The 22309-nt window shown below is 67.2% G+C and carries 17 protein-coding genes; 7 read left to right on the top strand and 10 right to left on the bottom strand.

Annotated elements, in window-relative coordinates:
* Nucleotide 1: 1 nt before the first annotated feature.
* A complete protein-coding gene (metB, locus tag QFZ41_RS05410; RefSeq protein WP_429197807.1) occupies nucleotides 2–1195 on the top strand; it encodes a cystathionine gamma-synthase in 1194 nt (397 codons plus the stop codon).
* Nucleotides 1192–2259, top strand: coding sequence for a homoserine dehydrogenase (locus tag QFZ41_RS05405; RefSeq protein WP_429197806.1), 1068 nt, complete (start codon nucleotides 1192–1194; stop codon nucleotides 2257–2259). The genes metB and QFZ41_RS05405 overlap by 4 nt, the downstream gene beginning before the upstream one ends.
* A gap of 355 nt (nucleotides 2260–2614) precedes the next feature.
* On the opposite strand, the gene QFZ41_RS05400 is transcribed toward QFZ41_RS05405, so the two are convergent.
* Nucleotides 2615–4285, bottom strand: a complete 1671-nt coding sequence (locus QFZ41_RS05400) for an APC family permease (RefSeq protein WP_429197805.1) — start codon at nucleotides 4283–4285, stop codon at nucleotides 2615–2617.
* A gap of 160 nt (nucleotides 4286–4445) precedes the next feature.
* Here QFZ41_RS05400 and QFZ41_RS05395 point away from each other — a divergent pair, with 160 nt between their 5' ends.
* Nucleotides 4446–4826, top strand: coding sequence for a hypothetical protein (locus tag QFZ41_RS05395; protein ID WP_429197804.1), 381 nt, complete (start codon nucleotides 4446–4448; stop codon nucleotides 4824–4826).
* Between the two features lie 103 nt (nucleotides 4827–4929).
* Here QFZ41_RS05395 and QFZ41_RS05390 read toward each other — a convergent pair whose 3' ends face one another.
* Nucleotides 4930–6312 (bottom strand): L-serine ammonia-lyase, encoded by a 1383-nt coding sequence (locus tag QFZ41_RS05390; protein ID WP_429197803.1) that lies wholly within the window; start codon nucleotides 6310–6312, stop codon nucleotides 4930–4932.
* 74 nt (nucleotides 6313–6386) lie between these two features.
* On the opposite strand from QFZ41_RS05390, the gene QFZ41_RS05385 reads away from it, so the two are divergent.
* Nucleotides 6387–6611: a glutaredoxin family protein gene (locus QFZ41_RS05385; RefSeq protein ID WP_429197802.1), complete on the top strand. Its 225-nt coding sequence runs from the start codon at nucleotides 6387–6389 to the stop codon at nucleotides 6609–6611.
* A 125-nt stretch (nucleotides 6612–6736) separates the two neighbouring features.
* On the opposite strand, the gene QFZ41_RS05380 is transcribed toward QFZ41_RS05385, so the two are convergent.
* The 5 genes from QFZ41_RS05380 to QFZ41_RS05360 all read right to left on the bottom strand — a co-directional run bounded on the left by QFZ41_RS05380 (nucleotide 6737) and on the right by QFZ41_RS05360 (nucleotide 11393).
* Complete coding sequence (locus QFZ41_RS05380; protein ID WP_429197801.1) at nucleotides 6737–8080, bottom strand: DUF697 domain-containing protein; 1344 nt, start codon at nucleotides 8078–8080, stop codon at nucleotides 6737–6739.
* Nucleotides 8081–8087: 7 nt separating this feature from the next.
* Entirely contained in the window at nucleotides 8088–8648 is a 561-nt protein-coding gene (locus tag QFZ41_RS05375) for a YceI family protein (protein WP_429197800.1), read from the bottom strand.
* On the bottom strand, nucleotides 8645–9229 hold the full coding sequence (locus QFZ41_RS05370) for a cytochrome b (protein ID WP_429197799.1): 585 nt from the start codon (nucleotides 9227–9229) through the stop codon (nucleotides 8645–8647). Before QFZ41_RS05370 ends, QFZ41_RS05375 begins: the two co-directional genes overlap by 4 nt.
* Complete coding sequence (locus QFZ41_RS05365) at nucleotides 9213–9836, bottom strand: YceI family protein (RefSeq protein WP_429197798.1); 624 nt, start codon at nucleotides 9834–9836, stop codon at nucleotides 9213–9215. The genes QFZ41_RS05370 and QFZ41_RS05365 overlap by 17 nt, the downstream gene beginning before the upstream one ends.
* Nucleotides 9837–9938: 102 nt before the next feature.
* A complete protein-coding gene (locus tag QFZ41_RS05360) occupies nucleotides 9939–11393 on the bottom strand; it encodes a GTPase (RefSeq protein WP_429197797.1) in 1455 nt (484 codons plus the stop codon).
* A gap of 113 nt (nucleotides 11394–11506) precedes the next feature.
* On the opposite strand from QFZ41_RS05360, the gene QFZ41_RS05355 reads away from it, so the two are divergent.
* Nucleotides 11507–15016, top strand: a complete 3510-nt coding sequence (locus QFZ41_RS05355; RefSeq protein WP_429197796.1) for an ATP-binding protein — start codon at nucleotides 11507–11509, stop codon at nucleotides 15014–15016.
* Between the two features lie 183 nt (nucleotides 15017–15199).
* On the opposite strand, the gene lptG is transcribed toward QFZ41_RS05355, so the two are convergent.
* Nucleotides 15200–16297 carry an LPS export ABC transporter permease LptG gene (lptG, locus tag QFZ41_RS05350; protein WP_429197795.1) on the bottom strand — a complete coding sequence of 366 codons (1098 nt, stop codon included), beginning with the start codon at nucleotides 16295–16297 and terminating at the stop codon, nucleotides 15200–15202.
* On the bottom strand, nucleotides 16297–17400 hold the full coding sequence (gene lptF / locus QFZ41_RS05345) for an LPS export ABC transporter permease LptF (protein WP_429197794.1): 1104 nt from the start codon (nucleotides 17398–17400) through the stop codon (nucleotides 16297–16299). The genes lptG and lptF overlap by 1 nt, the downstream gene beginning before the upstream one ends.
* Before the next feature lie 98 nt (nucleotides 17401–17498).
* Here lptF and QFZ41_RS05340 point away from each other — a divergent pair, with 98 nt between their 5' ends.
* The gene (locus QFZ41_RS05340; protein WP_429197793.1) at nucleotides 17499–18989 is read left to right on the top strand and encodes a leucyl aminopeptidase; all 1491 of its coding nucleotides are present in this window, start codon (nucleotides 17499–17501) and stop codon (nucleotides 18987–18989) included.
* Between the two features lie 10 nt (nucleotides 18990–18999).
* Nucleotides 19000–19422 (top strand): DNA polymerase III subunit chi, encoded by a 423-nt coding sequence (locus QFZ41_RS05335; RefSeq protein WP_429197792.1) that lies wholly within the window; start codon nucleotides 19000–19002, stop codon nucleotides 19420–19422.
* Between the two features lie 126 nt (nucleotides 19423–19548).
* Here the strand turns inward: QFZ41_RS05335 and QFZ41_RS05330 are convergent, their stop codons facing one another.
* Nucleotides 19549–22302 (bottom strand): valine--tRNA ligase, encoded by a 2754-nt coding sequence (locus QFZ41_RS05330; RefSeq protein WP_429197791.1) that lies wholly within the window; start codon nucleotides 22300–22302, stop codon nucleotides 19549–19551.
* Nucleotides 22303–22309 lie beyond the last annotated feature (7 nt).

Here is a 22309-nt window from a genome sequence, read left to right as displayed (position 1 = left end):
CATGACCGATTCCCGTCTTTGTACCCGTGCCGTGCGCGCCGGCATCGAATCCGATACGCAGCACGGCGCGGTCGTGCCGCCGCTGCACCTGTCCACGAATTATTCGTTCGACGGTTTCGGCCGCAAGCGCGCCTATGACTATTCGCGCAGTGGCAATCCCACCCGCGATCTGCTCGCGGATGCACTCACCGAACTGGAAGAGGGTGCTGGCGCCGTCGTTACCGGTAGCGGCATGTCGGCGGTGGCGCTCGCGCTCGAACTGGTTCCGGCCGGATCGCTGGTGCTCGCCGCGCACGACTGCTACGGCGGTACGTGGCGCCTGCTCGACGCTTGGGCGAAGAAAGGCCGCTTCCGCGTGCGCTTCGTCGACTTCACCGATCCCACCGCCCTCGCCGAAGGCCTTTCCGCGAAGCCTTCGCTGGTATGGATAGAGACACCGTCGAATCCGTTGCTGCGGATCACGGACGTGCGTCACGTCGCGCAGGCGGCACACGCCGTGGGTGCGCTCGTGGTGGTCGACAACACCTTTCTATCGCCCGCGTTGCAGCAACCGCTGAAGCTCGGCGCCGACCTCGTCGTGCACTCCACCACGAAGTACATCAATGGTCACAGCGACGTGGTTGGGGGCGCGGTGATCGCCGCCGACCAGGCCGTCGCGGAACAGCTGAAATGGTGGGGCAATTGCAATGGCCTGACCGGCTCGCCGTTCGACAGCTACCTCACGTTGCGCGGCGTGCGCACGCTCGCCGTGCGCCTGCGGGCCCACGAGGAGAACGCGCATCGCGTCGCCGCATGCCTCGACACCCACGAGGCCGTGCAGCGGGTGTATTACCCCGGTCTGGCCTCGCACCCGGGCCATGCGCTGGCGCAGCGCCAGCAGGGCGGCTTCGGCGCGATGCTGAGCTTCGAACTGGACGGTGGCACCGACGCCATCGAGGCCTTCGTCGACGGCTTGCGTTACTTCTCGCTGGCTGAATCCCTCGGCGGCGTGGAAAGCCTGGTGGCACACCCGGCCACCATGACGCATGCTTCCATGGCGCCGGAAGCACGACGTGTCGCCGGCATCTCCGATAGCCTCCTTCGTCTGTCGATCGGCATCGAGGATGGCGACGACCTCATCGCCGACATCGAGGCTGGCCTGGCCCGTGCCGCCGCGGTGGCCTCGGCAACCTCGAAGCGCAAGGTCGGCGCATGAGCGCGGTGGCGATCGCCCCGCTGGCCGACCACGCGCCGCGCACCGCCATCGTGCTCCTCGGAACCGGCGTGGTCGGCCGTGCGTTGCTCACCTTGCTCGGTACGCCCTCGGCACGTTCGCTACGCCTGGTGGGCGCGGCGAATTCCCGGCGCCAGCATGTGTTGGCCGATGGCGTCACGCCTGGCGAGGTGGCCGAGCGTCTGGCCAAGGGGCGGGAAGGCCGTGACAACGTGCCCTTGCTTGCCGCTCTCGACGCGGCGGGAGCCACGAAGAAAGTGGTGGTCGACGCCACGGCCTGCGCGATCGAAGCGAGCCGTCATGCGGAATGGCTTGCCGCCGGATACCACGTCGTGACCGCGAACAAAGCCCTGGCAGGTGGACACCTTTCCGGCTGGCGCGCGCTGCAAAGCGCGACCGCGGGCGGCGCCGTGTACGGCGACGCCGCCACGGTCGGCGCGGGATTGCCGGTGCTTTCGACCCTGCGCCGGCTGCGCCGTTGTGGCGACAGCCTGCTCACCCTAGAGGGCGTTTTTTCAGGCTCGCTTTCGTGGCTGTTCAACCAGTACGACGGCACCCGCCCGTTCTCGTCGCTCCTGCGCGACGCGCGTCGGCTGGGATTCACCGAGCCCGACCCGCGTTCGGACCTCTCCGGCGAAGACGTGGCGCGCAAGCTGCTGATCATCGCGCGAAACGCGGGCTTCGCCCTCGGTAGCGATGAAGTCGAGGTGGAAAGCCTGGTGCCCGAGGCCCTGCGCGGCGTGGACACGAAGGTGTTCCTCGACCGGCTGGAGGAACTGGACGAGCCGCTGCGCGAGCGTCACGCGCAGGCAAAGGCGAACGGCAAGGTGCTGCGCTACCTGGCGCGGCTCAACCAGCGAGGCCGTGCGCGTGTCGGACTGGTCGAGGTCGGGCACGATCATCCGGCCTCCCGGCTGTCGGGCACCGATAACCAGTTCGCGCTGACGACCACCCGCTACCACGCGACACCGCTGGTCATCCAGGGGCCGGGGGCGGGGCCGGAGATCACGGCCCAGGCGTTGCTCGGCGACGTGCTCGCGCTATAAGGGCCCCTGCCCTGCCGGATCAGGACTTCTGACCTGCCTGCAAGCGAAAACCCGGTGGGAGCCGACTCAGCCGGGTGGGAAGCGGGCTGGCCCGCGATTCGCCACCCTATGTCGAGCGGATGAGGCGGTGCATCGCAACCGAGCGAGCGGTGACAAGCCTCGCCCGATCATCGCAAGGCTTCCTTCGCCAGCGGAGAGATCGAGGCATCGCGGGCCAGCCCGCTTCCCACCCGGGTGTGGCGCCCGGCAGCTCCCCCGCCAGGCGCATAACGAATGCAAGGGCGAAGCCGAGCCTCGCACCAAGCGACCCCCGGCGCGAAGACCAAAAAAAACCGCCCCGAAGGGCGGTTTTTCTTTACCGGTGGCCGACTATCTTCTCGGCCTCGTCCGCGCTGGGCGGAAGGTCCGGCTCGCCCGGCTCCAACTCGTCGTGGTGGAAGCGCGCGGCTTCCACCATCGGCGTGCGCCAGCCCGTGGCGATGCCCCAGAAGTAGAAGATCGCGCCGAGCACGGCGACCACGGCGAGGTCGTAGCCATAGGGAATGTAGTCGTGGCCGCCGAAGGTCTTGCTGCCCGCGTAGGAGACCAGCGCGATCACCGGCAGGTAGACGATCAGCCACCAGGCGCCCTTGAGGTGCCGGCGGAAGTCTTCCCAGCCGCTCTTGGCGGTGTAATAGAAGTAGATCGGCAGGGCGACGACCATCAGCAGGATGATCTCGCCGGTGAGCGGCCACTTCGCCCAGTAGAGCAATTCGGTGGCGAAGATGAAGGCCAGCGGGGCAAGCACCGACAGGCCGGGAATGCGTAGCGGGCGTTTCAGTTCCGGGGCGGTGCGACGCAGCGTCATCACGCTCACCGGGCCGGTGAGGTAGGAGATGATCGTCGACACCGAGATCACCGCCGCCAGCGTGCCCCAGCCGCGGAAGAAGAACAGGAAGATGAAGCTCACCACGAGGTTCAGCCACATCGCCGGGCGCGGGATGCCGAAACGCGGGTGGATATGGCCGAAGATCTTCGGCAACTGGCCATTGCGTTCCATCGCGTAAATCATGCGCGCCGTGGTGGCGGTGTAGGTGGCACCGGTGCCGCTCGGGCTGACGAAGGCGTCGGCGTAAAGCAGGATGGCCATCCAGTTGATCATCAGCGCGGTGGCGAGCTGCGCGAACGGCGACGCGTATTCGAGGCCGGCCCAGCCGTTGCCGAGCTGCTCGGGCGGAACCGCGCCGATGAAGGCCACCTGCAGCAACACGTACACGACGGTCGCCAGCAGGATCGAGCCGATCACCGCGAGCGGCACGTTGCGGCCCGGATTGCGCGCTTCGCCGGCGAGGTTCACCGGACTCTGGAAACCGTTGAAGCTGAAGACGATGCCCGAGATGGCGACGGCGGTGAGGATCGACGAGATGTCGATCGCGTGCGTGCCGCCATGCGCGCCGATGTCGAAGTTGCCCGGGTTGTAGCTGGTCGCGATCAATGCGACACCGGTGGCCGCCGGGACGACGAGCTTGAAAACGGTGATCGCCGTGTTGCTCTTGGCGAACAGCTTCACGCTCCAGAAATTGAGGAAGAAGTAGACCAGGACCAGCACGACCGCGATGGCGAGGCCGGGCGGCGTGAGTTCGCCGTGGCCATTGGTGACGACGTAAAGGTCCTTCGTCCATGCGGCCCATTCCCACGGCCACGAGGCCATGTACTGCACCGAGGCCTCGGCTTCCACGGGAATCACCGAGACGATGGCGATCCAGTTCGCCCAACCGGCGATGAAGCCGACCAGCGACCCGTGCGAGTAGTGGCCGTAGCGGACCATGCCGCCGGATTCCGGGAACATCGCGCCCAGTTCCGCATAGGTGATCGCGATGAAAAGGATGATGACGGCGCCGATGATCCAGGCGTAGACGGCACCGGGGCCGGCAAGCTGGGCGGCGTGCCAGGCACCGAACAACCAGCCTGAGCCGATGATCGAACCCAGGCCGGTAAGCATGAGGGCAAAGGCGCCGACGTCGCGGCGAATAGCGCTATGAGACATGGTGACTCCGGTCGGACGGGACGGGTGGACCCCGGCCCAGGGCGGCACAAGGGCCGGATGATGACAGCCCGGGACCTCGCTGTCAGCCTGTGGTGGCCGTACCCCAACCGGCACCGCGTCGATATACACTGGCCGACGCGGTAGGGATCAAGGGGTTCGGATGCGTTCGAAGGCGGTCGCCAGCACCATGTTGTTCGTTGCCATGACGGCATGCGGCATTGCCGCAGCCGCCGAGCAATGGAGCGACAAGGGCCGGCTGATCGATTCGGAGTCATACGACCGTACCGCCAAGGGTTTTTACTTCACCCTCTACCCCGGCGAAGACCCGGTGGAAGCCGTGCGGCGCTGCGCCATCACGATGCGCGAACTCGGCCACCTGGCATCGGTGTCGTGCTTCGCGTACACGAGCAAGCAGCGCTTCGACACCCGCCGGGGGAAGCTGCGCATCTGCTATACGGCGGTGGCCAACTGGTGGGGCGAAGACCAGCCGGTACGGGTCGAGACGGTCGACCGGCTGCCCAGGATGTGCCCGGCGCGCTGAGTTTCGCCGCCATCGCCGACAGGGTCGGCTCCCACTAGAAGCGCGGCTTCGGGCGGGGCTGGCGATGACCCGGTGGGAGCCGACCCTGTCGGCGATGGCGCGGTCAGCACTCGATGACGTTCACCGCCAGGCCGCCGCGTGAGGTTTCCTTGTACTTGTCCTTCATGTCGCGACCGGTGTCGCGCATGGTGGCGATCACCTTGTCGAGCGACACGTGGTGCTTTCCGTCCGACTTCAGTGCCATGCGGCTGGCGTTGATCGCCTTCACGGCGCCCATGGCGTTGCGCTCGATGCAGGGGATCTGCACGAGTCCGCCGATGGGATCGCAGGTAAGCCCGAGGTTGTGTTCCATGCCGATCTCGGCGGCGTTCTCCACCTGGGTGACGGTACCGCCCAGGGTCGCGGCCAGGCCACCCGCGGCCATCGAGCAGGCCACGCCGACCTCGCCCTGGCAGCCGACTTCGGCGCCGGAGATGGAGGCGTTTTCCTTGTAGAGGATGCCGATGGCGCCGGCGGTGAGCAGGAATTCGATCACTCCGTCTTCGTTCGCGCCGGGGCAGAAATGGCGGTAGTAGTGCAACACCGCCGGGACGATGCCCGCCGCGCCATTGGTCGGTGCGGTGACGACGCTGCCGCCGGCGGCGTTTTCTTCGTTCACCGCGAGCGCGTAGAGGTTGACCCAGTCGAGGATCGTGAGTGGGTCGCGCAGGGCGGCTTCTGGCTGCGCGTGAAGTTCGGCGGCCATCGCAGGCGCACGGCGGTTGACCTTCAGCCCGCCCGGCAACACGCCGGGCGAACGCAGGCCGCGCGAGACGCAGTCCTGCATGGCCTTCCATATCTTGAGCAGGCCGGCGCGGGTCTCCGCTTCGGGACGCCAGATGCTTTCGTTGCGCATCATCAGTTGCGCGATGGTCAGTCCGTGTTCCTTGCACAGCGCCAGCAACTGGTCCCCGGAGGAGAACGCGTAGGGCTGTTCGCTGGTATCGGCGACGATACGATCTTCCGCCGCTTCGTCCGGATTGACCACGAACCCGCCGCCGACCGAGTAGTAGTCGCGCGTGGCCAGTTCGTTGCCTTCGGCGTCGTAAGCCGAAAAACGCATGCCGTTGGTGTGGAACGGGAGCTTCTGACGTTTGTTGAAGACGAGGTCGGCTTTCTCGTCGAAGGCGATCTCGTGGCGGCCGAGGATGCGGATGCGCTTGCCCGAGCGGATGCGCTCGAGCGTCGCGGGGATCGTGTCCGGGTCGACGCGGTCGGGCCATTCGCCTTCCAGGCCAAGCAGCACCGCTTTATCGGTTCCATGGCCGCGGCCGGTCATCGCCAGCGAGCCGAACAGTTCGCAACGGACGCGGGCAACGCGGTCCAGCACGCCTTTTTCCTCCAGCCAGTGTTCGACGAAACGCGCTCCGGCACGCATCGGTCCGACGGTATGGGACGAAGAGGGGCCGATGCCGATCTTGAAGAGGTCGAAGACGCTGACTGCCATGGCTGCGGGAGGGATTGGCTATGGGGAGTCCTCTATTCTACGCTGCGAGGCCCGACCACCCCATACACCGGCGCATGTCCCCCTTCACCTTGTTCCAGCGCGACGATTGCCATCTTTGCGACCAGGCCCTGGCGGTGCTGGCCGAGGCGCGGTTCCCGGATTTCGTGTCCGTGTGGATCGATGACGACGAGGGGCTGGAGGCGCGTTATGGCGCGCGGGTACCGGTGTTGCGGCGGGGCGACGGGATGGAGCTGGAGTGGCCGTTCGATGTGGGAGCGGTGCGGGATTTCGCGGGCTGAATCGCCGACAAGTCGGCTCCCACAAGGTCGGGGCAAGCACCCATCGCCGACAGGGTCGGCTCCCACCGGGTTGTTGGCAGCTTGCCGGGGGGCGCTCTGGTGGGAGCCGACCCTGTCGGCGATGCCTACTTGCGCAACCGCCGCAGGATTTCCTCGCGCGCCTCGCGCAGGATCGAATCCCGGTCGAGGCTGGCGACGATCTCCGTCACGGCGCGCTTGGCGCCGTGTTCGCCCCAGGATTTCCCGGTGACGAGATAGTGCTCGGCCGCGCGGCCGATCAACACCGTGGCGTACCACCCCAATGCGCCCTGGGCGGCCGCGGTGACCACCACGGACAAGCCCCCGCTCAAGCCTTTCAGGGCGGACGACACCAGCTGGACGCCCCATACCGCGCCCATCAGCGCCGCAAGCTGCGTAGTGATGACGGCGACCAGCCGCCCCGATTCGCTTCGGGTCAGGGGGAGGCCATAGACGCGACCGAGCTGCACGACCATGGCGGCGTCCAGCCCGCCGGCGAGCAGCAGGTCGGCCACCGGCACGGGATTCAACGCCACGGCGACGGCCTTGGCGATGCAGTACTGACGTATGACGCCGGAGGCGACGTCGCGCCGGGTCGCGGCGATGCGTTCGCTCACCTGGTCGGTAAGCCGCCCGGCGAACAAGCCGGCGTTGATCGCGGAGAGCGTCTTGCCCTCGCGTTCGGCGATGGCGAGCAGGCGCGCCTTCAATGCCGCGACATCGGCGGCACGCGGTTCGCTGACGCGGCGTTCCTTGCCGGTGGCGTCCACTTCCACGACATCACGGGGGGCGGGTCGCGCCGTCACGGCGATGACGTCTTCTCGCCGGACCAGCCCCGTGGCATGTTCACGAAGCCGGTCGAGCAGGCCTCCCCGCTCGTCGTCACTGTAGCGGTCGGCCTTGTTGAGTGCGATCAGCAGTGGGCGGCGGGTGGAAGAAAGCGTGCGCAGCGCGTCGCGCTCTTCGCGGGTCAGGTCGCCATCCGCGACGAAGATGATCAGGTCGCATACCTCGGCCACCTCGAAAGCGAGCTTTTCCCGCGCTTCGCCGCCGAGTTCGTTGATGCCCGGCGTGTCGATCAGCACGAGCCCCGCGCTTGCCGCTTCATCGAGCCGCGCCGCATCGGCTTCGGTGGTGGTGCCGTGGAGCACGCCCACCTCGAACGCCTCGCGACCGAGCAGCGCGTTGCCCAGCGCTGATTTCCCCGCGGAAACACGGCCGAAGACGGCTACGTGCAATTCCTCGTTCTGCAGGCGATCGAGCATGCGCTCGACTCGCTTGAAGTCCGCGGCCATCGCTTCACGGACATTGTCCGGTATCGAAGGATCGTCGAGCAGGCCCCGAAGGCTGGCGGCCACCGCGCCGCCCCGTTCGTCCGCGGCGGGCGCGGCGTCGCCGCCGCGGCGGAAGCGGCCGGCGATGCCACGCAGGCGGTCGCGCCAGCCTGTCATGCGTCTCTTACTTCGGAAGCAGGTTCAGCGAGCCGTTGACCAGCACCTCGTTCGCGATGGTATCGGTCGCTTTGTAGTCGCCGCTGCCGACGCCGAAGTCGAGGCGGTTCACCGTGCCGGTGACCGACAACCGCGCGCCGCCGGGATTGGGCGAGAACGCCACCTTGAGCGCCACCGGCTTCGTCACGCCGTGCAGGGTGAGGTTGCCGTTGGCGATCACGTTGCCCTTGGCGTCCTTGCTGAAGCCCGTGGTGACGTAGTGCGCCGTCGGAAACTTCGACGCATCGAAGAAATCGCTGCCGGGCAAGGCATTGTCGCGGTCGTTGTCGCCTGTCCTGGCGGTGGCGACATCGACGGTCACGTCGAATTTCGACGTGGCGAGATTGGCCGGGTCGTAGCTGATCGCGGCGTCGAACTTACCGAAACTGCCATCGAACTGCTGGCCCTGGAACTTGCCACTGAAGCCGAGCGTGCTGCCGGGGCCGACCTTGTAATCCGCGGCGGAAGCGGCGAATGGAAGGGCCAGCGCGAGGCCGAGGACGGAGAGGCGGCGGATCGTCGGGTTCATGGGGTGTCTCCGGGGAGGGTGGGGGTGTTCCGTTTCGCACGGCCGAACGGCAGCATGCGGCGGAGGGTGTCGTCACGATCGATGATGTGGTGCTTGAGCGCGCCGCCGACGTGGGCGACGAGCACGAGGAGCAGGAACCAGAACAGGTATTCGTGCACCGCGCCGAGCAGGTTCGACAGTGCCTCGTTCTTCTCCAGCAACGCCGGCAGGTTGAACTGCTTGAAATACTGCAGCGGATATCCGTGCGCCGAATTGTACGCCCAGCCCGTCAACGGGATGGCGACGATCAGGAGGTAGAGGAAACCGTGCACCGTATGCGCGGCGATCTTCTGCCAGGCTGGCGCGGGTTCGTCATGAGGACGACGGTCGATCGTGCGCCAGAGCACGCGCAGCAGGAACAACGCCAGCACCGTGAGGCCGATCGACTTGTGCAGGGCGAACATGTTGATCTTGTGCATCGACGGCTTCAGGCCGTCCATCCAGTAGGCGAACGCGCCGTTGCCCAGGATCAACAGGGCCATCGTCCAGTGGAAGGTCTTGGCGACGGGACTCCAGCGGGTGTGGTCACTGCGCAGCGGCATGATCGGTCTCCTTGCCCTGGCCGGTGGATTCAGCGCCGCGGATGCCTTCGATCTCCAGCCATACCGAGACGCCCGTGCCGATCGAATTGCGATTGGATGTCATGCCGTAGGCGGTGCGGTCCAGGATGAGCTGGGCCGAAAAACCGGCCACCGTGTGCAGGCCGTAGATCGTCTTGCCGATGCGGTTCACGCGGAACGGAATGTCCAGCGGCAACGTCGTGCCGCGCAGGGTGAGCTTGCCATGCACGACGCCCTCGTCGTCGCTGCGTTTCTCCACCGATTCGCTGACATAGCGCGCGGTGGGCGCGCGGTCGCTGTCGAGCAGGCTGGATCCCCGCACCGCCTTGTCCCACTCGCTGTCGCCCATGTCGACGGAGGTCAGGTCGACGGTCGCCTCCACGGAGGATTTCGACCAGTCGTCGCGGTCGAAGACGATCGTGCCGCTCGTGATGCGCAAACGGCCGAACGATCGTGAAAAGCCGTTGTGGTCGACGTTGAAGACGACCTGGCTGTGCACGGGATCGATGCGGTAGGCGACGGGATCCGCGTGCGTCAGGAGGGGCGCGACGCCTAGCGCGAAAGGAAGGATGAAGCGGGCGAGGTGCATGCGTGTTGGCCTGCTGCCGGAGGGCCGCCGGGCGGCCGATGGGAAGAGTGTGGCCGAGCGGCGAGGCCTTGTCAGCCCGGTTGCCGCGAACGGATCGTTCACTCAGCGATCCCGCAAGGCTTCGCCGGTCAGTTCGGCGAGGCGGCGCAGGCGTGACGTGCCGGCGTCGGCCAGCAATTCGCGCATCCGCTCGCTCGCGTCGGCCTGGTCCAGCGTACGCCGCTCAGCGAGCGTCGTCGCCAGTGCGCGCCCGAAGCTGTCGAACACGAGCGCGTAAGCAAAAGCGTGCAAGACACCGCCACCCAATGTGCCCAGGCCCGGGAACGCCTTCATCGCATTGCCGGCCACGGCGAGAACGACGGACGTGCCGGTGCGCAAGGTCATGCGAACCTGGCGCAGGAGATTGTCGATCTCGACATCGGTGACCCTGACGCCATGAAGGTCGGCCAGGGCGCGCACCATGCCCGTGGCCAGGACACCCTGGATGACCAGGTCGCTGCCTGGCGCGACCGCCGCCATGGCGCCGACGATGGCGCGCCTTGCGTAACGGTGGACGATGCGTTCGGATTCCACCGCGCGGTGGGCGGCTTCCTGTTCCGAGGTGCGTTCGTGCAAGCCCGCCAGTACCGCATTTTCCCGCAGCGCCTCCAGCGCGGCGGCGCCCGGGGCAAGAAGGCGGCGAAGCGCGTCGATCAACGGTTGTATGTCGGCGGCGCGCCGGCGGGTGACGCCTTCGGTGGCGCCATCGGGCAGGCGCCGTGTGAAACGTTCCTCACCACCGGCACGGATCGCGACCACGGCATCCGGTATCCCGGCGGCCTGTTCGCGAACGCGGGCCAGGACGCGTTCGCGCTCGGCGGGCGTCCATTGATCGGTTTTGTTCACCGCGAGCAGCAATGGTTTGCCGAAGTCGCCCAGCCAACGCAGTTCATCGGCCTGGGTGCGCGTGAGGTCGCCGGCGCAGACGTAGATCACCGCGTGCGCGCGCAGCGCTTCATGCCGGGCGAGACGTTCGCGGCGTTCCCCGCCGGCTTCGGCGGACCCGGGCACATCGGAGACCGTCCAGCGCTCGCCGGCTGGCGTATCGCCTTCGTAGTGCGCGATTTCCTTCGTGGTTCCGCCGAGCACGTCGCTGGCCGGCGCGGCGCCGGGTACGAGTGCCGCGATAAGGGTCGACTTGCCCGTGGAAATCTCGCCGAACACCGCGACGTAGACGTTCGCGCTCTCGCGCCGGCGGTCAAGTTCGCCCAGTTCGCTACGAAGTTCCTCAACGCCGGCGTCGGTGTCACGCAAGCGATCGATTCTTGCCTCGAGCGATGCGCGGTCCGGCGCGACGATGGGGAGACGGGGCTTTCGTGGGCGCAACCACCATGCCGCGATACCGGTTCCAGCCACGATGAAGATCGCGAGGACGCCGCCGACCAGCCAACGCAAACCTTCCGGCAAGCCCATGAAACGCTGGGCCAGGGCGATCGCGCGGTCCAGCGCCGCCAGCATCAGCCAGACGAGGGCGGCAAGGCCGATGGTCGAGACGAGGAGGCGGAGCCGACGGGACATGCGGTCATTCTACGGAGATCGCGGGCTCGCACCCACATGCCACGGCGGGGTGATCCGGTGCCGCCCCGAAGGCATGCATGGCATGATCGGGCACGCATCAGGAACCCCGCGTAATGCATTGCACGCTCATCACGAGATGGATCCTCGTGGCGGCGATCTGTTCGATCGCCGCCCCTTCCACGACCGCGGCGGCCACCATGCCGCCGGTTCCCACCCCACAGTTCCGCAGCTACGGGTTGCTCGAGGGCCTGCCCAGCAGCAAGGTCCAGGCCGTGGCGCAAGACCGCCATGGCTTCATATGGGTGGGCACGTCGGTCGGCCTTTCCCGTTTCGATGGCGTGGAGTTCGTCACGCCAGGAATCGGCCCCGGCTTCGCTCATCCCTTGCCCACGGGCAGCGTCGCGGCGTTGTTGGTCGACACCGCCGATCGTCTCTGGATCGGTGGCCCCGACCTGGGCCTGGGCCGCTACGACCCCGCCAGCGGGGCGTTCGTGCAATGGCGCGACGGCCTTGCCGACGAAGACGTGCGGGCCATCGCACAGGCACGCGATGGAACGATATGGATCGGGACCGGCGCGGGGCTCGCGCACATGCGGGCGGACGGCAGCGCCTTCGTGCATCGCGCCGCCGGTCCTGACGGACCGTCCTCGGCTTCCATTCGCGCTCTACACGCGTCGGACGACGGCCGTATCTGGATCGGATCGGATACCGGCGTGGACGTGGTCGACACCAGCGGGCGCATGGACCGGGTGCCCTTCGACGATGGCAGCCATCCGCGTGTGCTGCGGATCGACGGTCACGCGGCCGAACTGCGCTTCTCGACCGACCGTGGCCTCTATCGTCTTTCGCACGACGGCCGTCTGCGCCGTGACCGCCGCGTGCCGCCGGTGGCCGTCGCCGCGTCGTTGGCCGACAGCCACGGCACGTTGTGGCTAGCGGGCGCGGATGGGCTTTCCATGCTCGATCGCCACGGCCGCTCCCACAAGGTGCCAGGCTCGTGGACGGCATCCGGAGGCCTGCCTGGCCGCGCCGTCCGCGGCATGATCGAGGACCGCGAACACGGGTTATGGTTCGCCTTGAGCGATGGCGGTCTCGCCTATCTCGGGCCCGCGTGGGAAGACTTCACCCGCTTCGCGCACGTCGCGACCGATCCCTTCAGTTTTCCCGGACGCACGGTGACTGCGGTGGCCGCGGGTGGCCAGGCGAAGTTGTGGGTCGGTGGCCTGCGCGGATGGATACGCAGCTTCGACCCGGCGACGGGACGCACGGGAGAGGGTTTCGATATAGGCACCTCGCGCGTGCAGTCGTTGTTCGAGATCCCCCGGGGCTTGCTCGTCGGCACCGTCGACGGCCTCTCGCTGGTCAGCCACGGCCGCGCTCGTCCGCTCCTGCGTTCCAGCATCGACCGTCCGGTGACGGCGATGGTCGAGGGGCCCGATGGCACCGTGTACGTCGCGGCGCTGGGGCAGGGACTGTTCGCGCTGGATCGCGGTCTCGGGCAAGCGAAGGTCCTTCCGTTCGCGACCGCGCGACGCGGCGTGGCGGACACGCGGCAGATCGAGATCGTGGGCGGCGTGCTCTGGCAGGCGAGCGTGGCTGGCCTGGCACGTTTCGATCGTGCCTCGGGCGAAATGCATTGCATCGAGGGCGTGGCCCCGGGACGGGTCAACGCGTTCGAGCCGGACGAGGACGGTTTCTGGGTGGTGCGCCCTGGCGCGCTCGAACACTACCGCTGGGACGGACGGAGAGCCCAGCGCGATCTCGTTATCGGGGGAGCGGATGGCTTCCCCTCGGCGGACATCCTCAACGTGCGGCGCGACGTGGCGGGCCGCCTGTGGCTCTATGGCCAGACGGGCGTATGGCGCTTCGACCCCGGTACCGGCGGATTCCGCCCCTTCGGGCTCGCCGACGGTCTCGCCAGCGGCGAGTTCACCAGCGGCACGACCGTGCAGCTCGACGACGGAACGATGTATGGCGCGACCCTCGGCGGCCTCGTCGGCTTCCGGCCCGACCGTCAGCGCGATCACACCCGCGCGCCGGCCATCGCGGTGCTCGGCGCGACGGTATCGCGCGGCGGCGTCCGCCAGCCGCTGCCGATCGACGGCGACACCTTGCACCTGGCATGGAACGACCGGGAGTTGATCGTCCGCGCCCGTGCGCTGTCCTACGTGAATCCGGACCGGAATCACCTCGCGTTCGTGCTGGAGCACGATGGCGAGACCACGGAGCTTCGCACCGGCAAGGACGGCAAGCGGGATTTCGGCCCGCTGCGGCCGGGCACTTACCGGCTGGTGATATCGGGAGCGGGGCGCGACGACGTGAACGGCGCGCTCGCGCATCCATTGTCCATCGTCGTCGATTCACCCCCTTGGCTGCGCTGGTGGGCGTGGGTGTTGTACGCGTTCGCGACAGTGGCGATCGTCCTCGCCATCGTTGCCAGCGCACGTCGTCGCGTGCGCCAGGCCATGCGGCTCCAGCTGGCCGAGCAACAGAAACGCCTCGCCGAGGAAGCCAACGCGGCCAAGACCGACTTCATGGCGACACTGGGGCACGAGATACGTACGCCCATGACGGGCGTGCTCGGCATGGCCGAGCTGATGGCGCGCACGCCACTGGACGAAACGCAGCGGGCTTATGTCGAGGCGGTGCGCCGTTCCGGAACGACCTTGCTGCGGCTGGTCAACGATGCGCTGGATATCACCCGCATCGAGTCCCGCCGGCTGGTCCTGGAATCGGAGTGCGTGTCGTTGCGCACCATCTGCGCCGAGGTGATCGCACTGGCCGCGGGCAGCGCGAAGGAGAAGGGCCTGGACCTGTCGTCGTCCGTGGATGCCGGCGTGCCGGCGGCGATCCGTGGCGACGCGATACGTCTTCGCCAGATCCTGCAGAACCTCGTCAACAACGCGGTGAAATTCACCGAGCGGGGCGGCGTGTCGCTGCACGTCGCGCGTGACGGCGCGACACTGGCGATGACGGTGAACGATACCGGGCCAGGCATGTCCGCCGAGTTGTGTTCGCGCGTATTCTCCCGTTTCGAGCAGGGAGGTTCGCCCCAGCGTGCGCAGGGCTCGGGGCTCGGCCTGGCCATCTGCCACGAGTTGTGTGGATTGATGGGCGGCGCGATCCGCGTGAGCAGCGAACCAGGCAGGGGCAGCGCCTTCGCCGTGCGGTTGCCCTTGGAAATCTGCATGTGCGATGGCCATGCCGGCGCCACGGTCCAGGCGGCCGCGAGTGGCAGTGCGAAGCGTCTGCTCCTGGTCGAGGACGATCCCGTGGTCAGCGAGGTGATCGGTGGACTGCTGAGACAGCGTGGGCACGTGGTGACCGCGCTTGCGGACGGCTTGTCCGCGATCACCGCCCTGTCGCACGGCACGTTCGACGCGATGCTGCTCGACCTCGACCTGCCGGTGGTCGATGGTTTCCAGGTGGCCCGACTGGTCCGTCGCATGGAACATCTCGACGGCCTGCCCATCGTCGCCGTCACCGCCCGCTCGACGGGTGATGAGCTGGCCGCGATCCGGGATGCCGGCATGGACGCCTTGCTGCGCAAGCCGATGTCGGGCGACGACCTGGACGCGGTGCTGGAGAACGTCTGCCAGGCACCAGCTGGCGCGCTGCAGTAAGAGCTTACGAGTTCTGGTGGGAGCCGACCTTGTCGGCGATCCCGCGGCAGCGGGCCAGCCTGAGGCAAGCACCCATCGCCGACAGGGTCGGCTCCCACCAGGGCCGGTTTCTTCCTGAACAGAGCGGTTCTTTCCAGAACAGAGCCGGTTTTTCTTGGAGTCGGCTCCGGCAGGAAGGCTTCGCTAGCCGAAGCGTCTGAAGTACGCGAGCGCGCCCACGACCAGCAAGGTCGTCGGCAGCAGGTTCGCCAGCAGTGGCGGCATGCCGTACACCGTGCCGAAGTTGACCATGGCGCCTTGCAGGAAATACCAGCCGATCGCGAGGATGATGCCGATGAACAGGCGCTTGCCCAGGCCGCCCGAACGGAGCGAACCGAACGCGAACGGCATGGCGCACAGCACCAGTACGAGCGTGTTCACCGCGAAGAGGGCGCGTCCCCAGAAGGCTACGGCGTAGGCACCAGGGTTCTGCCCGTTGGCCTCGAGATAGCGCATGTTACGGCGCAGGTCGGCCATCGAGAGGTATTCGGGATGGATCACCGATTGCTCGAGCACGTGCGGGTTCAGGCGCGAGGCCCAGGTCTGCGTGTCTTCATGGGAAGAATGCGTGCCCTGGGCGTCGAGCGTGGTGGTGCGTACGTTGGTCATCACCCAGCGGTTGCCATCGTGGATGGCGCTGTCGCCATGCGAGAACACGCTGACCTGTCCGTCGGGCGTGAACGTGTACACGCGCACGTCGACCAGCTTCACGGTCGTCCGGTCGCCATCCTGCGTGGCGATGGCGGATTTGGCGTTGATGATCTTGCCGCCATCACGTGCCCACAGGCCGCTGCTGGTGGAGCCGAGGTTGCTCGAACGCATGCGCACCTGGATCGCCTGGGCATGCTGGTCGCCGTAGGGTCCGGCGGTCTCGCCCATGATGACGACGCCGACAGTGAGCACGGCGATCACGCCCGCCGCCGAGGCGGCGATGCGCAGCTTCGACATGCCCGCCGCGCGCAACGCGGTCAGTTCTCCCGTGGCGGCAAGGCCGCCCAGCCCGAGAAGGCCGCCGATCAACGCGGCGTTGCTGAACATCTGGTAGAGGCGCCGCGGCACCGTGAGCATGATGTAGGCGATGGCGTCGTACAGCGTGAAGCCGTTCTTGCCGATGTTGCCGAGCTGGCGCACGAACTGGGTGAGCGCGTCGAAACCGGTCAGCACCAGCCAGACGAGAAGCAGGGTGCCGAGGACGCTCGCACCGATCAGCCGGTCGGCGCGCTTGACGGTCAGCGTGGCCATCAGTGGACTCCCTTCACGCGCCGGGCGCTGTTCTGGCGCCAGAAATACCAGGCCGCCACGCCGAACACGATGACGTGCAGGATCCAGATGGGCGCGGAGGTGTGCAGGTGGCCCTTGATGATCTGCGCGCGCGCGATCAACTGCCACACCACATACAGGAAGTACGCCAGCACGGCGATCAGCAACCGGCCGTAGCGGGCGTCGCGCGGCGCCTGCCGCGACATCGGCAACACCATCATCATCAGCACCAGCGTGCTGACGGGCGCGGCGAAGCGGGAAACGAGTTCGCCAAGGTTCTCCGGCGTCACGTCCTTGAACAGGTCGGTGGTCGCCGACTCGTGGGCCGGATCGGTGTCGTCGTCATCGTCCGAGATGGAGGAGAGCGATGCATCGTTGCGTTCGTATTTCATCCGCCGCCAGTTATCGCCGGCAAGCGGTATCTCGAACTGCCAGCCGTCGTAGAGGGCGAGGAACCGGTTCTGTCCGTCGCTTTCCTGATACATGCGCCCACTCTTGGCGCTGATCACGCGGACCTGCGGGCGGCCTTCGCTATCCGTACGGTCGGTGGCGAGGAAGGTCTTGCCCAGCACGGTGCCGTCGCGGCTCAGCGTGTCGACGAAGATGATGCCGCCCTTGCCGGGTAGTTCGGTGAAGCGGCCGGCGTCGAGGCCGGCGGCGATCACGGACTTGTTCGCCGCGGCGATCACCTGGTCGGCCGTGCGCGCGGAGAGGGGGCCGAGCCAGAGCGACACCAGGCCCACCACGATGGTGGAGAGCACGGCCAGCAGGGTGACCGGGCGGAGCATGCCGCGCGGACCCATGCCGGAGGAGGCCAGCACGTGCATTTCGCTCTCGCGGTACATGCGGCCAAGGGCGATCAGGGTGCCGAGGAAGGCCGACATGGGCAGCAGGGTGGAGAGCAGGTCGACCATCTGCAGGCCCAGGACCTCGAACATCACGCTGGGCTGGATGCTGCCGTTGGCTACCTTCTGCAAGACGGTCGCGAACGCGCCGCCGGCGAAGATCACCAGTAGCACGATGGCCGTCGCGAGCACCCCGTAGGCGAGTTCGCGCAGGAAATAACGGTCGAGGATGCTGAGCATTTGATAGAATTGGCGGTTCGTGCCGCGTCAGTCCCGGCCGGCAAACCATAAGTCTAGCCTGTCCGGACCCCCGGCGGGCTTTCGCAGGACAGTAAGCTATGACGGTTCAGTTCAGCCTCGGTTCCAACGCTCCCGAATCCACCGCCACCCCGGTGGCGGTGGTCGGCGTCTACGAGAACGGTGTCCTGACCAGCGCCGCGGCGCGGATCGACACCGCCGCCAACGGTGCCATCAAGCGCCTTCTCGAGGCCGGGGATGTCACGGGCAAGGTCGGCAACGTCGTCACGCTGCTGCAGCCGGCGGGGGTGGCCGCCGCCCGCGTGCTCATCCTGGGCCTCGGCGCCCAGAAGTCCTTCGACGCCGCCCGTTATCAGAGGGTCACCCAGGAAGCCGCCCGGGCGATCGGCCGCTTGCCCGTCACGGAAGCCGTCAGCTGGCTGCCCGAGATCGACGTGCCCGGCCGCGATGCCGCGTGGCGCCTGCGTGTCGCCGCCCTGGTCACCGATCATGCCGCTTATCGCTATACCGCCACGCTGAAGCCGCGCGACAAGGCGCAGCCGGAACTGGCCTCGGTCACCCTGGTCGGTCCCGCCGAAGGCGAGGCGGGTCTGGCCGAGGCCCGCGCCATCGCGGAGGGCGTGCGTTACGCCCGCGAGCTGGGCAACCTTCCGCCGAACATCTGCAACCCCGACTACATCGCCGATCAGGCACGTGCCTTCGCCGACGCCCACGAGGGTGTCACCTTCGAAGCGCTCGACCGCGCCGACATGGAGCGCGAGGGCTTCGGCTCGCTGCTCGCCGTGGCGCGCGGTTCGGCGAATGCGCCGCGGCTGGTCATCCTGCAGTGGAACGGGGGCAAGGAAGGCGAGAAACCCTACGCCTTCGTCGGCAAGGGCATCACCTTCGACACCGGCGGCGTCAGCCTCAAGCCCGGCCCCGGCATGGAGGAGATGAAGTTCGACATGTGCGGCGCGGCCGGCGTGCTCGGCGCCTTCGTGGCGGCCGTGAAGCTCAAGCTGCCGGTGAATCTCGTCTGCGTGGTTCCGGCGGTGGAAAACATGCCGGACGGCGCCGCGTATCGTCCGGGCGACGTCCTCACCAGTCTCTCGGGCATCACCATCGAGGTGCTGAACACGGACGCCGAAGGCCGGCTGATTCTCTGCGACGCGCTCACCTACACCGGCAAGCGCTTCGATCCGCACACCATCATCGATGCCGCCACCCTCACCGGCGCCTGCGTCGTCGCCCTTGGCAAGCACGCCAGTGGCCTGATGACCAAGGACGAGACGCTCTCCGCCGAGTTGCTCGCCGCGGGCGAGGCCACGCTCGACCGCGCTTGGCGCCTGCCGCTGTGGGATGACTACCAGAGCCAGCTCGAGTCCGGCTTCGCCGACGTGGCCAATATCGGCGGCAAGTACGCCGGTGCGATCACGGCCGGTTGCTTCCTCGCCCGGTTCACGGAAGGCCGTCGCTGGGCGCACCTGGACATCGCCGGCACCGCCTGGGACGAGGGCCGCAAGGGCATGGCCACGGGCCGCCCCGTGCCGTTGCTGACCCAGTGGCTGCTCGACCGCGTCGCCGCCGGCTGATTCCGTTCCGATGCCGCGCGCCGATTTCTACCTGATCGACAAGCCGCGGTTCCGCGAGGATCCGCTGCTGCTGGTCTGCGAACTCGCCAAGCGCGCGTTCGCGGCCCAGCAGCCGACCCTGATCCTCACCCGCGACTTCGAGCAGGCGGAGGCGATCGATGAATACCTGTGGTCGTTCGACGAGGACAGCTTCATTCCGCACCAGCTCGCGGGCGACGATGACGACGCGAACACCGCGGTGTTGATCGTGCCGCCGGGCGTGGAAACCGCAGACCGGCCGATGGTGATCAACCTGCGCGATACCTGCGCCCAGAGCCGCTTCGACCGGGTGTTGGAAGTGGTCGCCGCCGATCCGGCCGAGCGCGAGGGGTCACGGGTGCGCTGGACGGAGTACAAGAAGGCGGGTTTCGAGGTGAACAAGCACGACATGTGAGCCCACGGGCTCGTGTGTCGATGCATCGCCCATCGCCGACAGGGTCGGCTCCCACCAAGCTAAGCTGCCCTCGTGGGAGCCGACCCTGTCGGCGATGCTCTTCGGCAATCAGCGATCAGCGGTGTCTCAGCCCAGCTTCCGCGCCTGGTCGCGCATCGCATCGGCCTGCCGGGTCCAGTCGGCGATGCGCTGGCGTTCCTGGTCGACGACTTCCGCCGGTGCGTTGGCGACGAAGTTGGCGTTGCCGAGCTTGGCTTCGCACTTCTTGATCTCTCCCTCGACTCGGGCGATCTCCTTGGCGAGACGCGTCTTCTCCGCGCCCACGTCGATCAACCCTTCCAGCGGGATCAACACACGCATGCCGCCGACCACGGCGACCGCCGCGGCGGGCTCTTCGCCGTCCACCCACGTCGGTGACTCGACCCTTCCCAGGAAGGCGACCTGCGCCGCGAATTTCGCCGCGCGCTCGCGATCCGTCGCGTCGCCGTCGGCGAACAGCAGGGGGATGGTCTTGCCCGGCGCGATGTTCATCTCCGCGCGGATGCGGCGGACGCCGGTGAGTACACCCTTGACCCACTCGATCTCGGCCGTGGCCGTATCGTCGCCTTCCACATCCGCCGCTTCCGGATAGGGCCGCAGCATGATCGTCTCGCCTTCGATGCGAAGCAGCGGGCGCACGTGCTGCCAGATTTCCTCGGTGACGAAGGGAATCAGCGGGTGCAACGCACGCAGCAGCGTCTCGAGCACGTGCACCAGCGTGTATCGCGTGGAAGCCACGGCCGCGGCATCGCCACTGTTGAGCGCGGGCTTGGACAGTTCCAGGAACCAGTCGCAGAACTCGTTCCAGGTGAACTCATACAACGCCTGCGCGGCGAGGTCGAAGCGGTAGAGCGCCAGTTGCTCCTTCACCGTCGCCAGCGTGTCGCGCAGGCGGGTGAGGATCCAGCGCTCGGCTTCGGTCGAAGGCTTCGTCGGCGCGATGGCCTCTTCGCCCAGGTTCATCAGCACGAAGCGCGAGGCGTTCCACAGCTTGTTGACGAAGGCCTTGTAGCCGCCGCACCGCTCCAGGTCGAACTTGATGTCGCGGCCGTGCGTGGCGAGCGATGCGAAGGTGAAGCGCAGCGCGTCGGCACCGAACGCGGGGATGCCTTCGGCGAATTCCTTGCGCGTGGACTTCTCGATCTTCTCGGCCATCTTCGGCTGCATCAGGCCACGCGTGCGCTTGGCGAGCAGTTCGTCGAGGGTGATGCCATCGATGAGGTCGAGCGGATCGAGCACGTTGCCCTTGGACTTGGACATCTTCTGGCCGTCCTTGTCGCGGATCAGGCCCGTGACATAGACGTGCTTGAACGGGACCTCACCCGTGAAATGGTCGGTGAGCATGATCATGCGCGCGACCCAGAAGAAGATGATGTCGAAGCCGGTCACCAGCACGCTCGAGGGCAGGTAGCGGTCGAAGCCCAGTTCGGCCTGGCGTTGCGGGTTCGGCCAGCCGAGCGTGGAGTGGCTCCACAAGCCGGACGAGAACCACGTTTCGAGCACGTCGTCGTCGCGGCGCAACGCGCCGGTATAACCCTGCGCGGCGGCCGTGGCGGTGGCTTCCTCTTCGTTCCGCGCGACGATCACGCCGCCCTGGTCGGTGTACCACGCCGGGATGCGATGGCCCCAGGTCAGCTGGCGGCTGATGCACCAGTCCTGGATGTTGGCCAGCCAGTGGCGGTAGGTGCTGATCCAGTTTTCGGGCACGAACTTCACGTGGCCCTGTTCGACCAGTTCCAGTCCACGCGCGGCGAGCGTGTCCATCTTCACGAACCACTGCCAGGTGAGGTACGGCTCGATCACCTGGCCGCTGCGATCGCCACGCGGCACCTGCAGCTTGTGCTTCTTCGTCTCCACCAGGAGGCCTTCGGCCTCCAGGTCGGCGAGCACGGCCTTGCGCGCGACGTAGCGATCCATGCCGCGGTATTTTTCAGGCGCGGCGTCGTTGATCCTCGCATCGTCGGTGAGGATGTTGATCATCGGCAGGTTGTGCCGCTGGCCGATGGCGTAGTCGTTGAAATCGTGCGCGGGCGTGATCTTCACGCAGCCGGTGCCGAAATCCTTCTCGACGTAGTCGTCGGCGATGATCGGGATCTGCCGGTTCGACAGGGGCAGCGCGAGCATGCGCCCGATCAGGTGCGCATAGCGTTCGTCTTCCGGATGCACGGCCACGGCGACGTCGCCCAGCATGGTTTCCGGGCGCGTGGTGGCGACGACGAGTTCGCCCGATCCGTCGGCCAGCGGGTAGCGGATCGACCAGAGCGAACCGTCTTCCTCTTCGCTGACGACTTCGAGGTCGGAGATCGCCGTTTTCAGCACCGGGTCCCAGTTGACCAGCTTCTGGCCGCGGTAGATCAGGCCTTCCTCGGAAAGGCGCACGAAGGTCTCGATCACCGCCTCGGACATGCCCTCGTCCATGGTGAAGCGTTCGCGCGTCCAGTCGCCCGACACGCCCAGGCGGCGCATCTGGCGGCCGATCGTGTCGCCGGACTCGGCCTTCCATTCCCACACGCGGGCGATGAACGATTCACGGTCGAAATCCGAACGCTGCTTGCCCTCGGCGTTGAGCTGGCGGGTGACCACCATTTCGGTCGCGATGCCCGCGTGGTCGGTGCCGAGCTGCCACAGCGTGTCGTAGCCGCGCATGCGGTGATAGCGCACCAGCGTGTCCATGATCGTGTGCTGGAATGCGTGGCCCATGTGGAGCGTGCCCGTGACATTGGGCGGCGGCAGCATGATCGTGTAGGGCGTGCCCTTGCCGGACGGCTTGAAATAGCCGTTGGCCTCCCACTGGGCGTACCACTTCGATTCGATCTGGCTGGGCTCGAAACTCTTGTCCATGCGTGGA

It is taken from the genome of Luteibacter sp. W1I16 (assembly GCF_050434905.1).
In the GTDB taxonomy this organism is placed as follows: Bacteria; Pseudomonadota; Gammaproteobacteria; order Xanthomonadales; family Rhodanobacteraceae; genus Luteibacter.
The sequence above is the reverse complement of the archived record's forward strand: the minus strand, read 5'-3'. Positions and strand labels throughout refer to the sequence as shown.

Coding starts and splice junctions, on each gene's coding strand:
- metB (WP_429197807.1), top strand. CDS start 2: ATGACCGATTCCCGTCTTTGTACCCGTGCCGTGCGCGCCGGCATCGAA.
- QFZ41_RS05405 (WP_429197806.1), top strand. CDS start 1,192: ATGAGCGCGGTGGCGATCGCCCCGCTGGCCGACCACGCGCCGCGCACC.
- QFZ41_RS05400 (WP_429197805.1), bottom strand. CDS start 4,285: ATGTCTCATAGCGCTATTCGCCGCGACGTCGGCGCCTTTGCCCTCATG.
- QFZ41_RS05395 (WP_429197804.1), top strand. CDS start 4,446: ATGCGTTCGAAGGCGGTCGCCAGCACCATGTTGTTCGTTGCCATGACG.
- QFZ41_RS05390 (WP_429197803.1), bottom strand. CDS start 6,312: ATGGCAGTCAGCGTCTTCGACCTCTTCAAGATCGGCATCGGCCCCTCT.
- QFZ41_RS05385 (WP_429197802.1), top strand. CDS start 6,387: ATGTCCCCCTTCACCTTGTTCCAGCGCGACGATTGCCATCTTTGCGAC.
- QFZ41_RS05380 (WP_429197801.1), bottom strand. CDS start 8,080: ATGACAGGCTGGCGCGACCGCCTGCGTGGCATCGCCGGCCGCTTCCGC.
- QFZ41_RS05375 (WP_429197800.1), bottom strand. CDS start 8,648: ATGAACCCGACGATCCGCCGCCTCTCCGTCCTCGGCCTCGCGCTGGCC.
- QFZ41_RS05370 (WP_429197799.1), bottom strand. CDS start 9,229: ATGCCGCTGCGCAGTGACCACACCCGCTGGAGTCCCGTCGCCAAGACC.
- QFZ41_RS05365 (WP_429197798.1), bottom strand. CDS start 9,836: ATGCACCTCGCCCGCTTCATCCTTCCTTTCGCGCTAGGCGTCGCGCCC.
- QFZ41_RS05360 (WP_429197797.1), bottom strand. CDS start 11,393: ATGTCCCGTCGGCTCCGCCTCCTCGTCTCGACCATCGGCCTTGCCGCC.
- QFZ41_RS05355 (WP_429197796.1), top strand. CDS start 11,507: ATGCATTGCACGCTCATCACGAGATGGATCCTCGTGGCGGCGATCTGT.
- lptG (WP_429197795.1), bottom strand. CDS start 16,297: ATGGCCACGCTGACCGTCAAGCGCGCCGACCGGCTGATCGGTGCGAGC.
- lptF (WP_429197794.1), bottom strand. CDS start 17,400: ATGCTCAGCATCCTCGACCGTTATTTCCTGCGCGAACTCGCCTACGGG.
- QFZ41_RS05340 (WP_429197793.1), top strand. CDS start 17,499: ATGACGGTTCAGTTCAGCCTCGGTTCCAACGCTCCCGAATCCACCGCC.
- QFZ41_RS05335 (WP_429197792.1), top strand. CDS start 19,000: ATGCCGCGCGCCGATTTCTACCTGATCGACAAGCCGCGGTTCCGCGAG.
- QFZ41_RS05330 (WP_429197791.1), bottom strand. CDS start 22,302: ATGGACAAGAGTTTCGAGCCCAGCCAGATCGAATCGAAGTGGTACGCC.